Origin of the sequence: Pelomonas sp. Root1237 (genome assembly GCF_001425055.1) — a bacterium.
GTDB lineage: Bacteria > Pseudomonadota > Gammaproteobacteria > Burkholderiales > Burkholderiaceae_C > Pelomonas.
In genome coordinates this window covers 395530-411788 of the sequence record NZ_LMDK01000012.1, presented here as the reverse complement: position 1 = coordinate 411788, position 16259 = coordinate 395530, and the positions used below count along the sequence as shown (strand labels likewise).

The 16259-nt window shown below is 65.4% G+C and carries 11 protein-coding genes; 1 reads left to right on the top strand and 10 read right to left on the bottom strand.

Features of this window, described 5'->3' with window-relative positions; genetic code table 11:
- Position 1 precedes the first annotated feature (1 nt).
- The 5 genes from ASC91_RS09830 to ASC91_RS09810 all read right to left on the bottom strand — a co-directional run bounded on the left by ASC91_RS09830 (position 2) and on the right by ASC91_RS09810 (position 6591).
- A complete protein-coding gene (locus tag ASC91_RS09830; RefSeq protein ID WP_162247763.1) occupies positions 2-1549 on the bottom strand; it encodes a TIGR03016 family PEP-CTERM system-associated outer membrane protein in 1548 nt (515 codons plus the stop codon).
- Entirely contained in the window at positions 1530-2519 is a 990-nt protein-coding gene (locus ASC91_RS09825) for an XrtA-associated tyrosine autokinase (RefSeq protein WP_056195792.1), read from the bottom strand. Before ASC91_RS09825 ends, ASC91_RS09830 begins: the two co-directional genes overlap by 20 nt.
- A 1-nt stretch (position 2520) precedes the next feature.
- Positions 2521-4110, bottom strand: a complete 1590-nt coding sequence (locus tag ASC91_RS09820; RefSeq protein WP_056195789.1) for an XrtA system polysaccharide chain length determinant — start codon at positions 4108-4110, stop codon at positions 2521-2523.
- Between the two features lie 69 nt (positions 4111-4179).
- Positions 4180-4758 carry an XrtA/PEP-CTERM system exopolysaccharide export protein gene (locus ASC91_RS09815; protein WP_235531973.1) on the bottom strand — a complete coding sequence of 193 codons (579 nt, stop codon included), beginning with the start codon at positions 4756-4758 and terminating at the stop codon, positions 4180-4182.
- Positions 4759-5055: 297 nt separating this feature from the next.
- A complete protein-coding gene (locus ASC91_RS09810; protein WP_268795244.1) occupies positions 5056-6591 on the bottom strand; it encodes an FAD-binding oxidoreductase in 1536 nt (511 codons plus the stop codon).
- A 271-nt stretch (positions 6592-6862) separates the two neighbouring features.
- Between ASC91_RS09810 and ASC91_RS09805 the strand changes: the two genes are divergently transcribed.
- Positions 6863-7597, top strand: a complete 735-nt coding sequence (locus tag ASC91_RS09805; protein ID WP_056195784.1) for a PEP-CTERM sorting domain-containing protein — start codon at positions 6863-6865, stop codon at positions 7595-7597.
- Positions 7598-7713: 116 nt separating this feature from the next.
- Here the strand turns inward: ASC91_RS09805 and ASC91_RS09800 are convergent, their stop codons facing one another.
- From ASC91_RS09800 to prsK, 5 genes are all read right to left on the bottom strand, one after another.
- Positions 7714-8493: a S1C family serine protease gene (locus ASC91_RS09800; protein WP_056195782.1), complete on the bottom strand. Its 780-nt coding sequence runs from the start codon at positions 8491-8493 to the stop codon at positions 7714-7716.
- On the bottom strand, positions 8490-9773 hold the full coding sequence (locus ASC91_RS09795; protein WP_056195779.1) for a PilZ domain-containing protein: 1284 nt from the start codon (positions 9771-9773) through the stop codon (positions 8490-8492). The genes ASC91_RS09800 and ASC91_RS09795 overlap by 4 nt, the downstream gene beginning before the upstream one ends.
- Before the next feature lie 40 nt (positions 9774-9813).
- Complete coding sequence (gene prsT / locus ASC91_RS09790; RefSeq protein WP_056195776.1) at positions 9814-12600, bottom strand: XrtA/PEP-CTERM system TPR-repeat protein PrsT; 2787 nt, start codon at positions 12598-12600, stop codon at positions 9814-9816.
- Positions 12597-13958: a PEP-CTERM-box response regulator transcription factor gene (gene prsR, locus ASC91_RS09785; RefSeq protein WP_056197184.1), complete on the bottom strand. Its 1362-nt coding sequence runs from the start codon at positions 13956-13958 to the stop codon at positions 12597-12599. Before prsR ends, prsT begins: the two co-directional genes overlap by 4 nt.
- Positions 13959-14103: 145 nt before the next feature.
- Positions 14104-16188 carry an XrtA/PEP-CTERM system histidine kinase PrsK gene (gene prsK, locus ASC91_RS09780; protein WP_162247761.1) on the bottom strand — a complete coding sequence of 695 codons (2085 nt, stop codon included), beginning with the start codon at positions 16186-16188 and terminating at the stop codon, positions 14104-14106.
- Between the last annotated feature and the right edge of the window lie 71 nt (positions 16189-16259).

Genomic DNA, 16259 nt, shown 5'->3' with positions numbered 1-16259 from the left:
GTCAGAACTGTTGCGTCAGGTTGGCGTAGGCCGCATTCTCGGAATAGGGCCTGACACCTTCGAAGCGGCTGTGGCGCGCACCAAGCTGAATGCTGATGCGCGAACCCAGGCGGCTGTTCCAGTTGGCCATCAGGCTGGTCAGCTGGGTGCGGCGATTGCTGGAGTCGCCGATGGTCTCCTGGCGCGAAGCCGTCAACGACACCCCCGACACCGGCGTGAGCTGGTAGCTGCCCGACAGCGAATAGGAGCGCTGGTCGATGCGCGAGTTGTTGGCCAGATCGCCCTGGTTCAGATTGTCCCCCAGGCGGCTGGTGACGGAACGGCTGACCGTGGCCGTCACGTTGCTGCGCACGCCCTGGAGGGCAAAGCTGAGCATCTGGTTGCGCAGCTGGCTCGGCCCGGTGGACAGGAAGCCCACCGCGGCCTGCGCATCGGGCGACAAGCCCTGTGACAGCAGATAGGCACGCACCAGGGTGTCGCGCTTGATCGGGTCCGGCTCCAGCGATGCGAACAACAGGAAGTACAGGTCGTAGTTGGTCCGCACGCCGCCCGTGGCGCCAGCGTTGCCCAGCGTGACGTTGCGGGAGTCCGAGAAGCGCCAGACCGAGTTGCGCATGCGGTGTTCGAAGCTCAGGCCGTGGCTGTTGCCATAGCTGTGACGCTGCCAGTTGCCATTGACGCGCGTACGCGGCGTGGGCGTCCAATCGGCGGTCAGGCCGCCCGTGAGCCCGGTCTGCTCGCCGCCGCTGCGGCTGAGGTAATCATTGCGCTCCTGGCCCGCATTGACGCTGAAGAGCCAGTCGGGGTTGGGGTGGTAGTTCAGGCCCGCCGTCGCCGAGCTGGTGCGGTTGGAGAACGCAGCCTTGGGCCGTATCTGCTGTGTGTTCGCCTGAAGGAACCAACTCAGCACGCCGGCGCTGAGCTGTGCGATGCGCATGGAACCACCGCTGCCGTGACTGTCGCCCAGGGCGCTACCGCGCACCTCGGTGACCGAAAGATTGCCACGCAGATCCACGCTGGCCAATCCACCCAGCTGGCCGTGCAGCAACGGTGAGACGTTCAAGGTGCCCGTCTCGCGCCGATTGGGGTTGTCCAAAGCGGACACCGAGCCTTGCGAGCCCAGCGTGGGTGCCGCCTGTGAGCCGAAGGCCGTCGCGTTCTGCTGCCCGATGCTGGCCTGCGCATCGACAAGGAAGGTACGAGGAATGATCTCGGCCTGGGCGTTTGCCGTCAGCGCGTTCTGCAGCTGGGACTTGTAGGTCGTCTTCAGGTAAGTGACGCCGTTCAGCGAGTAGTCCAGGCTGCCGCGCAGCGCACCCGTATTGCGCACGATGCTGACGCCGGGGGATACCGTCGCAATCACCGCCGCATCCTTTTCTTGATCGTCGAGGCGCAGGTTGTCGGTCCAGCTCAGTGACACGCCAATGCGAGGCTGGATGGCGCCACCGCCGGCACCAGCAGCAGCGTCTCCCTGCTGGGCGTGAGCCGCGATCGCACAAAGGGCGAGGGCCAGAGGCAGATGGCGCGGCTCAGGTCTGGGCCGAGTCATTGCTGCCATAGCCGTATCCGTAGCCGTAGCCATACCCGTAGCCATACCCGTAGCCGTAACCACCGGCAGCGTTGGGGCTGGCCTGGTTGAGCAGCATCATCTTGACCGGGCAGGTTTCGATGGCGGCGAGGGCCTGCTGGACGGCGCTCTGCGCCGTCTTCTCGGCATGGACGACGATGACGATCTGGCCCATGTGCGAAGCCAGTACGCGTGACTCCGTCGTCAGCAGCAGCGGCGGCGAATCGAAAATGATGATGCGGTCGGGATAGCGCTTGGCCATGTTGTCCAGCAGATGGCGCATGGCGTCGCTGGCCAGCAGTTCGGTCGCACGCGGGTGGGGCGTGCCGCTGGGCAGGATGGTCAGCTTCTCGACATTGGTGCGCAGCAGCACCTCGGACATCTCGACACGCTCTTCCAGCACGTCAAGCAGGCCGGGGCCTTGCGGCAGGCCCAGCATGCGCAACACCGACGGGCGGGCCACGTCGGCGTCGACCAGCATGACCGTGTTGTCCAGTTCGGCCGCGATGCTCAGCGCGAGGTTGATGGACGTGAAGCTCTTGCCTTCACCGGCCAACGCACTGGTCACCATCATCAGGTTGGCGTGGTTGATCGTCGCGGCGCCCTTGCCCATCGCGTTCTTGATCAAGGGGCGCTTGATGACCCGGTACTGGTCGCCCGTTTGCGAACGCGGCGTGTGGGGCATCAGGAAGCCCTGCGCGGCCAGCGCCACGACGTCCAGCTCCACGCGTTTGGACGACGGATGGAGCCCATCGTCCAGGACCGAGATGCCCACATGGGGCCGAGGCTCTGCCTGCGGCTGCGCAGGCAAAGCGGCGGCGGGCGCGGCCAAGGGCGCGACGACCGGCGGCTGCGCCGCCGCTGGCTGCGCCTGCTCGTCGCCGGGCAGCACAACGCCGGCCTGGCGCAGTTGCTCGAGCCGCTTGGCGGCTTGTTCAATCAGGCTCGTCATGTCAAACCACCTGCCGGCTCAGTTGCACAGCCAAGACCGTCAATGCGACGGCGAACATCGCCAGCAGCCCTCCGGCCCCCGCGGAGAAACGAATCAGGTCGACGCGCTGGCGGGCACGATCAGCATCCGTCACAAGCCGCGTCACGACACCCAGGATGGGCAATTCCACGCGGGTGCGCAGGTCGTTCGCGTCATGGAAGACGGGGCGCAGCTGGCTGGCGGCAAAGGTCGTGAACAGGCCGACGCCCAGGGCCGCCGCCATTGCACCGGCGAGCAGCAGCAGGCGGTTCGGCGCGACCGGCTTGGGATTGGCGCGCGGCGGGTCGATGACGCGGAAGTCCGCCACGCCGGACGCCACATCAAGCTCGCCGGAGATCGACGCCTGTTCGCGGCGCTGCACCAGATCCTCGTAGTTCTTCTTGTGAATCGCGTAGTCGCGGTTCAGCTGGGCAGCCTCGGCCTCAACCTGAGGCGCCGTCTTCAGCGCCACCAGGGCCTGCGAGTAGCGCCCCGAGTATTCGTCGACGCGGGCGCGCAGGGCCGCGACCTGGACTTCGGTCGTCACCAGGACGCGCACCAGTTCCTGCGTGGCCAGGCTGCCGCTGTTCTGGCCCACGGAAGCCGTCGGGACATTCATGGCGGCCTTGCGCAGCTCGGCGAGCTCGCGCTTTCTCTGCTCCTCGAGATCCTTGATGAGCTTGCGCGTGGCGATGATGTCGGGGTGCTGGTCGGTGTAGCGCTGCAGCAAGGCGTCGAGGCTGCGGCGATGCTCCGCCAGGCGGGCGTCGAGTTCAGGCGTGCTGACGTTGGCGTTGGATTCCTGAATCAGGCTCTGGGCCGTCGTCTGGGCGCCGCCGCGGGCCTTCTCGGCCTCCAGCTGGGCCTTGGCGGCATCGCGCGCATTGACAGCCTCGCGGAACTCCAGGCGGGCGCGCTCCAGCTGGCCACTCAACTCCGCGATATGAGCCGCGGAGTCCTTCCCGTCACCCGACATATTGGACAGGTTCTTGAGCCGGAATTCCTTGAGCCGTGTTTCGGCCTCTTCCAGCTTGGCCTCATAGGACTTGATCTGCTCGTTGATGAAGGTCGTTGCCGTCGAGGTGCCCACGCGCGTCTGGCCCAGGCTGGATTCGACAAAGATCGACACCAGCGCCTGCACGACACGCTTGGCCGTTTCCGGATCGCTGTCGCGGTAGCCGAGGATGTAGAGGTTGTCCCGCCCGCTGCTCTGGATGGACAGATTGCTCGTCACCGTCTCGATGGTGGATTCCTGCTGGGCCTTGGACTGGTTCTTCAAGTCCAGGTCGGCCATGCGGACCAGCTTTTCGACATTGGGCCGGCTGATCAGCGTGCGGCTCAGCATCATCACCTGCTGCTCGACATTGGGCTGCACGGCCAGGCCGGACATCAGTGGCTTCAGGATGGACTGGGTGTCCACGTAGATGCGGGCGCTGGCCTCGTAGCGGTCAGGCAGCACGAACACCACCACGGCGCCGACCAGCCCGGCCACCCAGGCCACGACCAGGCCGACCCAGCGGTATTTCCACATCCGCCGGACGATGATCAGAAGCTGACCAATCAGCAATTCCATGGGGAACAGTCTCGGTTAAAGCTATGGCTAGGAGAGGCCGGCAGCGAACGCAGGTCCTCTCCCTTCAATTCAGAACAGGCTCTGCGGAATGATGAGGATGTCGCCCGGCCGCATTTCGACATTGGCCGACACGTCACCGCGCTTGATCAGGTCCTTCAGGCGCACCGAGTACTGCTTGTTGCCCTCGGCCGTGCGCAGGATGGTGGCGCTGTTGCCGGATGCAAAGTCCGTCAGGCCGCCGACGGCGATCATCACGTCCAGCACCGTCATCTTCTGCTTGTAGGGCAGGAATTGCGGCTTGGCCGCCTCGCCGACGACGCGGATCTGCTCGCTGTAGGGGCCAATGAAGCTCGTGACGATGACAGTGACGACCGGGTCGCGCACATATTTGCCGAGCTGCTTCTCGACTTCACGGGCCACCTGCACCGAGGTCTTGCCCTGCACGACCATCTCGTCCACCAGCGGGGCGGCGATCTTGCCGTCCGGGCGAACCGGCACCGACATCGACAGCTCCGGATTGCGCCAGACCTGGATATTGAGGTTGTCACCCGCGCCGATGATGTAGCTGTAGTCATCGTTGGCCACTGCCGCCGGCGCTGGCGGGAAGCTGGTGCTGGCGCAGCCGGCCAGCACGCCGATGGCAAGCATTGCCAGGGCCCGGCCCCACCACGCGCCGGCTGCCTTTGCCGCCCTCTGCGAGCCTCTTGCCGACGTCATTTGCGCATCACGGTTGTTGGAAGCGTTCAAGGCGAGTCCTCTGTGGGTCTGTTCATCGAAGGCCCCCGCAAACCGTTGCAGTCGAGAGGGAACGGCAAAACCTGCCGTCACCCAGGGCCAAAGCCTTGGAATGATGCCATAGCCCCACCCCATGTCTGGCAACCTAAATCGGGGGCTTCCCCCGGGCAACGCGGACTTTCACACGCGCGCGGCGACCGCGAAATCCGCTCAGGCGTCGGGTGCCCGAGCCAGGTTGTAACGCCCCGGAGCAATCAGATTGTCCGGGTCGAACACGGATTTCAGCGCCCAGGCAGTGCGCCAGAACGAATCCTGGGGGTCGACCACGTCCTCCATCATGTCCGCCCGCGCCCGGTACACCTCCAGGCCGCAACTGCGTAAATATTCCCACAGCGCCCGCGCGCAGGCTCGGGCGTTTGCAACCGCAGCCGCGTCGCCGCGGTCAAACAACAGATTGGCCACCGCCACCAGCGAGGTGGTCGTCTCGATATTCAGCGTCACATAGAGCTCATGGCCGAATCCGGCGGCAACCGCTTTCATGGCATCGACGACCTTCGCCACCGCCCCGCCCGCCATGGGCAGCGCCGGGTTGATGAAGATCAGGCCACAACCAGAGGCATCCAAATCCCGCGCCGGCAGCTGCGGCTGGCCATATCGCCATAAAAGGTTGGTGATGGCGGCATCCGTCGGCCGGCCGTCCGCCAAACCCTGCAAGGGCCGGATGGCTGAAATCGCGGCGGCATTGGCGCGCGCCCAGGGCCACAGGTTTCGCAAGGGATTCAGCAACCGAAAACCGGCCGCCAGCTTGGCATCGTCCACCACGGTCAACTTGGCCATGCCGCCCAGGACCCGCCTGACCTCGGCAATCGCGGCCTTCACCTGGGCGGCGCTGCCGGCGACGCCGCCCAGGCTGGTCCATTCATAGGGCGCCACCGTCGCCAGCGCCCGATCCGCCTCGGCCGCCAGGTCGCGCTCCGCAACACCGCAGGAAATACGCAGGTATTCACTGATGCCCGACATCATGCTGGCCCGCGTGCGCGCCTGATTGCCGACATGGGTCACGCCAGCCATGACGCCCAGCCGCTTCAGCAGCGCCAGGCCATCCAGGAATTCCCCTAACTTCGAGACATCGCGCAGGGCCAGCGACACGGCAACCGAGCGGGCCGGCCGCGGCAGCAGTTTCAGGCAGGCACTCGTGACGATGCCGTAATTGCCCTGGAAGAACAGGCCATCCAGCATCGGCCCGAGGCCATAAGGGTGGGCATGCGCAAGCGGCGAATCCTCGCCCAGGCGGCGAAACCCGGTCCGCAGCAACTCCCCTCGGCCGGTCACCACCTCAAGCCCGAAAACATCCTCGCGGCGCGGCCCCAGATATCCCACGCCCCGGTCCAGCGCATTGCCGAGGATGCTGGTGTCCACCGACGAACCCGTCACGTTGAAGCTCAGGCCCGGGCAGGACTCGCTCAGGAATTCGTGCAACTGCCGCTGCGTCACCCCAGGTTCGATGACCGCGACAGGATTCGCTTGCGAGATCTCTGCCGCATTGCGTATGCGGTTCATGCCGCTCAGATCCAGCAGCACGGCGCCTGCCTGGGGCGGCGCAGCCGAGCCGTATCCCCAGTTCAACCCGGTCGATAGCGGGTAGAGCGAAATCCCCCGGCGGCGCGCCTCGTCCACGCAAGCCCTCACCTCATCGACAGTCGTGGCCCGCCAGCAGTCCAGCTCCCCGCGGTCCCAGCCGGTCACATTGCCAGAGTTCCGCCGCGTCACTCCATGCTCGCCTGACAGTCCGTCCACACCATCTCCCTGCCCGCCTGCCTGAGACGGGTGTCGGAGGACTTTACAGCGACCATCAACCAGCCCTCAAAACACCGGCAATACGTCATCCAAGAGCACGGCAACTCGTTGTTTTAAAAGGGAAAGCAGGCGACACCTTCAAAGCTGGCACGCGACCTGCTTATTACCCAGCGTCCGGGGCCGCGCCCCAACTTCTAGCAAGTGAATCAAGGAGATTCAAATGAGCAAGACCCTGAAGACGCTGGTTGCTGCAGCGGCCCTCGCAGTGGCCACTGCCGCATCCGCCACCCCCATCGTCGGCAAGACGAGTGTCAGCCTGGGCCAAGTGATCGTGTCCTTCGGCACCGTCAACTGGGTTCCGGATCCCGCTCCCGATGCTTACCAGACCGCTGGCAAGACCTACGGCCAGTTCGCCACCAAGCAACTGGGCGGCACCGGTTCCTTCAATGATCCCGCCTTCGGCACGATCTTCGCTCCGACCGCTGGCTGGGTGCAAGACATGACCCAAGGCGCGGGTCCGAACAATGTGCCTATCGGCGTGAACGGCACGCCGATCCCCAACTTCCTGCACTTCGATGCCAAGCCGAACTGGCTGTTCAGCGAAACCTACCTGGCTCCCGGCCAGTTCGGTTCGCCCTTCATCTTCACCGACAACGCCGGCAATACGTCGGTCACGATGAGCATCCTGGGCCGTGCGTGTGATGACACCAACGGCAACAAGAGCTGCGACATCGGCGAAGACGAAACCAAGTGGACGGGCATCTTCTCGGCGCAGTACACGAACACCTCGACTGCAGCCCTGGTTGCCATCATCCTGGGTGGCGGCACCCTGGATCAGAACGACTGGTCTGCCACCATCGAAGCCACCAAGCTGCCTGAGCCCGCCACGGTGGGTCTGGTGGGTCTGGCTCTCGCTGGCCTGGGCTTCGCCGGCCGCCGCCGTCAAGCCAAGTGATGTGAACAGCGACGCCAGTCGTCGCTGCTCCGCACTCAGAGAACCCCGCCACGGCGGGGTTTTTTATTGGCCGCGCGATTTGTCTCGCTGGACGGACAGTCGCCCGTCGACGCTGGTCAGTGGTCGATGTACTTCAGCATGGGCGCTGCATCACGGATCAGCACGGCGTAGCTGATGCCCGTGGGGGCGCTGAGCGCGGCCTCCCGGGTTCCCTTGATGGCCCCGCCCTGCAGGACGCCGATCACTTCGCCGGTCTCGATGTCCAGCACCGGCCCGCCACTGTTGCCCGGGAAGGCCAGGACATCCAGCTGCAACACCTCGAAGGCACCGGCACGCAGTTGCCGCACCGCACGTTCGGTCAGGCCCGAGGGCGCGGCGGCGGGCGGCACGATGGCCGTGCGCGCCGACACGATGCCTCTGTGCGTCACGTGCACGTCATAGCCCAGCGCATTGCCGATCGGGAATCCGATCAGGGCGATGGAGGTGCCCTCCGGCGCCTCCCTGGCGGCTAGGCGCAGCGCGGGCGCGGGTGGTCCGTCCATCTGCAGCAATGCAAGGTCATGCGCACGATCCAGGCTGATGAGCTTGGCGCTTCGCATCACCCACTGCGCGTCGGGCGTCCAGATCTTGACCGCGATGCTGCGATCGACTCGATCGGGCGTTTCCGTCGGCACCACGTGCGCATTGGTCAGCACGTGCAGGCCGTCCGCGACAACAAAGCCTGCGGCCTTGAACCCGAAGCGGGGGTTGTCCATCAACCCCCAGCTGCCCACGACAACGACCGAGCGCTTGGCCCGCGCAATCAGTTCCGGCAGAGTTTCCGCACCGGCTGCGGTGCCGATGCATGCCAGTCCAGCCGCAAGGGCCAGCAGGCGACGACGGCCGGGGTTGTTCACAGCTCGCCTGCAACGTACTCGGTTTCCAGCGCACTGACGGCGCGGCGCCAGACATCGTCGGGCTCATCCACGCGAAAGCCATAGAACTCGCCGGTGTCGGTATGGTGGTGTCGCATCACCTTCACGTCCAGCGTGGCCTTGTCCTGCACGCCCAATTCCACCCGGACCGCGCCGTCAGCCCCGATCGGTATGTCGAGCTTGGACTGGGCCTGGAAGCCCGACAGGGAAATTTCGATGACGGTCATCACGATGGAGCGCTCATCGCCGTCGAGCCGCACACGCAGCTCGGCCGGGCAGCGCAGCGAGAAGCGCTGATGCCGGCGCATCGGATGAAAGCCCGTGTCCGATCCACTCATCATCGGCAGAACGGCCCGGAACTCGGGCTGGTCGTAGATGGACCACAACAGCGCCTTGCGGCGGTCGTCCAGTTCCGCGAAGACCGGGCTGCGCTGATTGAAGAAGTGGTCGAGGATGTCCGGCGTCAGCACCGGATCATTGGTCGTGAAATAGCGGCGCTTGGGCAGCTTGATGTTGGGCAGGCTCAGCTGGACGAAGTAGTTATAGAGGTTCTTGCGTTCCTTGCGCTTGCCGTAGACGCGCCGGAATATCTCTTTCGCTACCGGCAGGTCCAGCGTGGCGCCGACGGCGGGTGCGCCATTGGCGAAGTCGTAGTTGGCAACGACGTTTTCCTGCAGCCGCTCAAAAAACAGCAGCGACTCGTAGAGCTCGATCTTGTCCGGATTGACCGCGATGACGAGGTGGCGCGTGTCGAAGTACTTGGTGCAGTACTCGTACATGAACTTCATCAGCGGGAACAGGATGGCACCACCCGTCTGGCGGAAGTCCGGATGCACGGCCAACGCTGAAATCTCGGCGATCTGGCCCTGCTTGGCGCGCACCTCGCTGAGGTCGAAGACCGACTGCAGCGGAAAGCCGAACACGCCCTCGCGGATCATGGACATGGTACCGACAACGCGGCCGTCGTATTTGGCGCACAGCGTGGTTGTCGTCGGCAGCGCGTGATACATGGTGACGCGCAGGCCTGAGGGCGACGGCTTCATGAAACCGCTGGCCACGTAAGCATCATGCAGGATGCGGAAGCAGTCCTCGAGCTCCTCGCGGGTCTCGGCGACCTTGAGCTCCAGCCTTGGATCCGGCGCCGGGTCGCAGTCGATCATGCCGCGATAGATGGCATGCCGTGTGTCGCGCGGCAGTCGGCCGAAGCCCCGCCGCATCAACTGGTGCAAGCGCTTTCTGAAGCTGGCTTGTTTGATCTTCATGACGCTGCCCGGTCGATCCGAGGGTTAGGTGAGCAACAGATTACAGCTCCGCCAGCAACTTCTGCACATCCGCAGTCCTGGCAAAACTCTTGCCCAGTTCGTTCAGCTTCTGCAACTCGATCTTGGCTTCGGCCTTCTGGTTGCTCTTGATCAGGTATTCGGCGAGATGAAGGCGGTGCAAGGGCTGCTCGGGATCCAGCTGAACCGCACGCCTTTGCAGCACCAGGGCCTTGTCCACGTGACCCGCACCCGCCTGGATTTCCGCCGCAGTGTCGGTGAGGGAAGGTGAATTCGGCGCCAGGCTGAGCGCCTTCTCGATCATTTCCAGTGCGCCGGGCCGGCCAGCACGATGCAGCAACCAGGCCAGATTGTTCAGCGCCACCGCATTGTTGGGCCGCACGGCAATCACCCTTCGGAAATGCCGTTCAGCCCGGTCGAACTCAGCACGTGCCAGCGCCTGGTCGCCCAGCAGGTAGTCGAGCGCCGGCGAATCCGGGTACTTGGTCAGCCAGTCGGCAGCCAGCTTGTCGGCCTCCGCCTGCGCTCCCGCGCTGGCCTGTGCCAGATAAAGCTTGATGACCGTCTCTTCCAGCGGACGCTTGGACAGGCTGGTACGGAATGCCACCACCGCCGCCGGCCAGTTGCGCTTCGCGGCCTGCACATCGCCTTCAAAAGACCAGCCCTGCGGCTCGTTGGGCGCCTGGGCCTGCACGGACTTGGCGATGGCGAGGGCCTCATCCATCTTGCCGGCGCGCCCCAGCAGCGTGATCAGCCGCATCTGCGCTTGCAGATGGTCGGGCTTGATGGCCAGCACCTTGCGCAGCTGGCTCATCGCCGCTGGCGCATCCTTGCGCGCGTCGTACAGGTCGACCATACGCATCATGGGCAGCACCGAGTTCGGCTGCAGCGTCGTCATCTTGTTGAACGCCTGGGCGGCCTGATTCAGGTTACCGACTGCCATCTCGGCCAGGCCCACCGCCTCGTAGACCTTGGGGCTGTCGGTGAAACGGCTGGCGGTCTCATTGGCGATCTGGCTCGCCAGCTTGTTCTCTCCAATTTCCATCAGATAAGAGACCAGCGCGAGGCGGGGCAACTGATGGTCCGGGAAGCGCCTGATGGCAGCGTCCAGCTGGCTGCGGATGTCTTCCGCGCGTGCTCCAGCCCGGGTCTTCGCCGAGATCAATGCGACGGTGCCGTCAATTGACTGCGGATCTGCCGCGACGACCTTTTCGAAGCGGCCGACCGCGGCTGCCGGCTTGCCATCCTCGTAGTCCATGGCCGCCAGCACGGTGGCGGCAGCCATATAGGACGGCAAGCGCCGCAAAGCCTCTTCGTAATGTGCGCGAGCCTTGTCGCGATTGCCGCGCAACTGCTCGGTACGCCCCCGCAACAAGGGTGCCACCGGCGTGCCGGGCTGCTTCTTTTCCACTGCATCGATGATCGCAGCGACGTCGTCCAGGCGATTGCGGCGGTACAGCGACATCGCCATCGCCACTTCGGCCTCGACACCGGGATCCTTGGCGGCGACGGACTTGAGCTCTTCCATGGCCTGCTCGGTCTGGCCCGCCGTCATTTCAGCCACGGCCAGGGCAGTACGGCCGCGCGTGTTGCCAGGATTGAGCTTGACGGCCTGGGCGTACATGCGCTTGGCCGCCTCACCGTTCCCCATCTGCAGATGGGCATCGGCGGCCACCGAATAGGCTTCGGAGCTGGCCAGCTTCTCGTCATCGAGCAGCGGCAGCACGAACCCCAGCGCCTTTCGCGCATCGCCGGCGCGGAGCTGCGCACGCGCCATCAGGACGCGCACGGGGCCTGGCGCCGGCGAATTCGGCAGCGCCTTGCCGAGGTGGGCCACGGCCTGGAGGTAGCCGCCTCGCTCGTATTCGATCGTGCCAGCCAGGTACAGGAAGGACGGGTTCTGCGGCGCCATCTTCAGCAGTTGCTGGGACAACTCGGCGGCCTTCTTCAGGTCACGCTTCTCGAAGGCCAGCGTGGCCGAGTAATACAGCACCAGGGGATTGTTCGGCTGCACCTTGCGCAGTGCGGCCAACTGCTTGTCGACGCCATCGAAGTCACGCTGCGCCATCAGCAACCGCATCACGCCGACGTGGGCCTGCAGCTCGTCACCGTTGCGCTTGAGCGCTTCGCGATAGGCCAGCATCACCTGGGCGGGGTCGGCACCGTTGCTTTGCAGCAGCTCGGCCTTGGACACCCACGGCCGCGCCGATTCAGGATGGGCCTTGAGCGACTTTTCCACTTGCTCCATCGCACCGACCCGGTCGCCGGCGACGAACATCAGCTGGGAAACGGCGAGTTGCGCGACGATGTTGTTGGGATCAGCCTGCAGGGCGGCGTCTGCCGCGGCGCGCGCCTGCACATACTTGCCCTTGGAGCCATAGGCCGTGGCCAACGCGGCCTTCAGCTCCGCCTGGCGCTTGGGGTCGGTGAGCTGGACATCCGCATATTCGGCGATGAACTTGGTGGACTCGCCGCGCAGGATCATCGCTGCGGCCATCAAAGGCACGAGCTCGTCCTTGCTGTAGCCACCTTCGCGCGCCTTCGACAACTCGACCCAGGCGCCGTTCGCATCGCCGGTCTCCAGCAGGGCCTTGCCAAGCCAGAAGCGGGCATCGACGAGCGACGCATCCTTCTGCAACGCGTTCTTGAACTCGATGACGGCCGCCTTGTATTCAGCCTTCTGCATGCGGGCCTTGCCCGACTCGACCATCTGCGGCGCCGACGGACCCCAGCAACCGGTCAGCAGCACCGAGGCCACGAGCACGGCACCGGCGAACCGCGCGGGTGTGGAATGCATCTTGTTGTTCATTTGATCTGCAACCGGTTCATCATGTCGTAGAGGGTTGGGCGGCTGATGCCTAACAGTTCGGACGCACGGACGATGTTGCCATCGGTGCGGGCGAGCGCCGTGATGAGGGCCTGGCGTTCGGCGTTTTCGCGCACGGTGCGCAGGTCCAGCGTCACGTTGTCATCGGCCGGTGCCGACGCCGGCCGCAGACCGAGGTCCACCGCCGCGATGCGGTCCTCCTCGGCCATGATGACGGCACGCTTGAGCATGTTCTGCAGTTCGCGCACATTGCCCGGCCAGCGATGCGCTTCCAGCGCTCGCACGGCATCGTCGGCCAGTGTGGGTACCGGGCGGCGCATTTCGGTCGCGAAGCGTCGCGCAAAGGCATGCGAAAGCAGCACCGGGTCGCCCACACGGTCACGCAGCGGCGGTATCTCGACGACGATCTCTGCCAGGCGGTAGTACAGGTCTTCACGAAAGCGACCGTCGACGATCCGGGCCTTGAGATCCTGGTGGGTCGCGCCGACGACGCGCACGTCGATCGGAATCTCCTGGCGGCCGCCGACACGCTCGATGACCCGCTCCTGCAGGAAGCGCAGCAGCTTGGCCTGCAAGGGCATGGGCAGGTCGCCGATCTCGTCGAGCATCAGCGTGCCGCCGTTGGCGGTCTCGATCTTGCCCAGCGTCGACTTGTTGGCGCCGGTGAAGGCCCCCTTCTCGTAGCCGAAGAGTTCGCTCTCCAGCAGCGTCTCGGGGATGGCCGCACAGTTGATGGCGACGAAGCGGCCCTTGCGCTTGGAGGCGTCATGCAGGCCCTGGGCGAGCACTTCCTTGCCGGTGCCGCTTTCGCCAAGCAGCAGCACGGTGGCGTCGCTGGGGGCCACCTTCTCGATCATGCGGCAGACGCGCTGCATGCCGGGGTCGCGCGTGATGAGGCCCGAGAAGACGTCGCTGCTTTGCTGCGTCTGCAGGCGGCGGTTCTCCTGCTGCAGCTCATAGAGCCGGTAGGCGCGCTCGACGGTCAGGCTGAGCACGTCGGGATCAACGGGCTTGGCGAGGAAGTCGTAGGCACCCATGCGGATGGCGCGCAGCGCGTTGCCTTGGTCGTTCTGTCCGGTCAGCACGATGACCTTCACGCCGGGGTCGAGCTCCAGCAGCTTCTCCAGGCATCTGAAGCCCTCGGACACCGAGTCCCGATCGGGCGGCAGGCCGAGATCCATCGTGACCACCGCCGGGTTGTGACGGCGGAACTGCAGCACCGCGCTGGGGACGTCATCGGCCGTGACCGATTCGAAGCGGTCCAGCGACCACTTGAGCTGCTTCTGCAGGGCCAGATCGTCTTCGACGATCAACAGCGGCGCATGGCGAGGCGTGTTCATAGGTGCACCCTTCGGCCTGCGGCCTTGCCTGACCGACAGCGCGGCCAGGCGTTCGCCAGGCACGGGATGCCCACAGGGCATCCCGTGTCCGGGCTCACTCCCGCCAGGCGGGAGCGAGCTTGCTTGAGACGGCCCGGCGCGGCGCTCATTGAACGTCCAGCGCCGTCAAGGGTGCGTCCGCCTGCGCATGGAACAGCGGGAGTAGCAGGGTCACGGTGGTGCCCCGGTTCAATTCACTCTGCACGCTGATCTTGCCTCCCAGTTCCTGTATGTATTGATAGCTCTCGTGGGCGCCTATGCCCATGCCGCTGGCCTTGGTGGTCTGGAACGGCTTGAAGAGGCGATTCTGAATGAAATCCTCGCTCATGCCGCAGCCGCTGTCCTCCACGCGAACGCGCGCCTGGCTGCCCTGGGCATCCAGGGTCAGGCAGACCCGGCCGCTCGCGGGCGTTGCATCGAAGGCGTTCTGCACGACATGGCCAAGCACGCGCTCCACGCGCTCCGCATGCCCACGCGTGCTGACACCGCCCTGCAGCGTCAATTCCAGTACCCTGCCCTTGCTGGAAGCCGCAGCCGCAAGGCGCTTGGCGATCTGCTCCAGGTCGACACCGCTGGTCACGCCATGCGGCTTGTCGCCCTCGCGCAACTGGAGCATCAACTGGCGCATCTTCTCCAGCGAGTTCTCCACCGTATCGAGCATGTCCTGCTGGAATTCAGGGTTGTCGCGCAGGCGCTTGGCGTTCTTCATCATCAGCGAGAGCTGGGTGACGATGTTCTTCAGGTCGTGCACGACGAAAGCCGACATGCGGTTGAAGGCATCGAATTTGCGCGCCTCCAGCAACGCCTCCGTGGCCTGGGCCTGGTCCAGATAGCCTGACGCCTGGCTGGCGGCCGTGCGCAGCAGGTCGCGCACCTCCCAGTTCACCTCGACGACCACACGCGGCCGCCCCAATACCGCAAAACCGATCAAGGCTTCGCGCACCAGCAGGGGCACCAGCAGCCAGCAACGTGGCTCCTCGGCCAGCCAGGCCGGCAATTCGAGGCCGGGGTAGGCCTCAGGGCGTTCACGACACTCATCCACGTCGACGATCCAGGCGCGCTCGCGCCAGAACGTCGCCAGCGGGCCATCGTGCGCCTCGCTGCCCAGTTCGGCGGGCAGGTTCCAGCGGGCGGCCTGCACGAAGTCGCCACCCGCGGCACGCGGCAACCACAGCATGCCGCTCGGGCTTTCGACCAGGTTGGCGAGGGCGCGCACCACGGTTTCGGCCGTGTGCTGGGGTTCTGCGCTGCCGGACAAGAGCTGGGTGAACCGCAGCCACTCCTCGCGGTAGTCGTAGCGATAGCTGAAGAAGTTCTTGCTGATGTAGACACGCAGGCGCGAACGCATCGACCCGGAGGCCATCAGCAGCGTCAGTGCCACCAGCGCGACGAAAACCAGGGCTACGGACAGCGCCCGCCCCCACTCGCCGCCGGTGTAGCGCACGTAGTAGCCCACGCCGGCCACCATCAGCAGGTAGACGCCGACCAGTAGCAGCGTCGCCGAATGGAAGACCGCCGCCCGCGACACATGCAGCCTGCCGAGCCAGTCGGCATAGCGGCGGGACGCCACATAGAGCAGCGGCACCGCCGCGGCATGGACCAGCGAGCGAACGCTGATCGCGTCACCGTCAAAACGCTGGAACAGCGCGGCCTGCGACCCGATGAAGAGGTCGAAGACAAAGATGGCACCCAGCCCCAGGCAGACCGGCTTGGCATTCCATCGCGCGTCGCCGGTCGCATTGCGCAGCATCTGCTCGACCATCACAAGGCCCAGCACTGCCAAGCCCAAGGCGGCGAAGGCCTGGGGACGAGCCAGGCTCTCCGCCGGTACGCTCTCGCCGACCAGGAGCAACACCAGGCGCGCCAGCACCGCGACGACCGCGAGCGGACGCAACCAACCCAGGCCACCGCCCCGCCGCGGTGGCGGGAGCAGCATCAGCATGAAGGCAAACCAGAAGCTGATGCGCAGCAGGTCAAGGCCCGGAACGACCCAGGTCGGCAAGCGGTCGGACCAATGCCTCAGTTCATCCATCAGCGCCAGGCCGGCCCAGATCGAACTGGCTGTCAGCGCCGCCAGGAACACCATGGCGAGCACGGAGACGGGCATGCTGCCCCGCAGCAGCCGCTGCGCGAAGTAGAGCGCGAACAGCCCGTAGGCCGCACAGCAGATCAGATCGCCAAGGCTGCTCAAGGAGAGGAAGGGAGCCAGCGCCTCAATCATGGCGCCCGGGGCAGAGTCCAAATCGGCGACAAGAGACATGC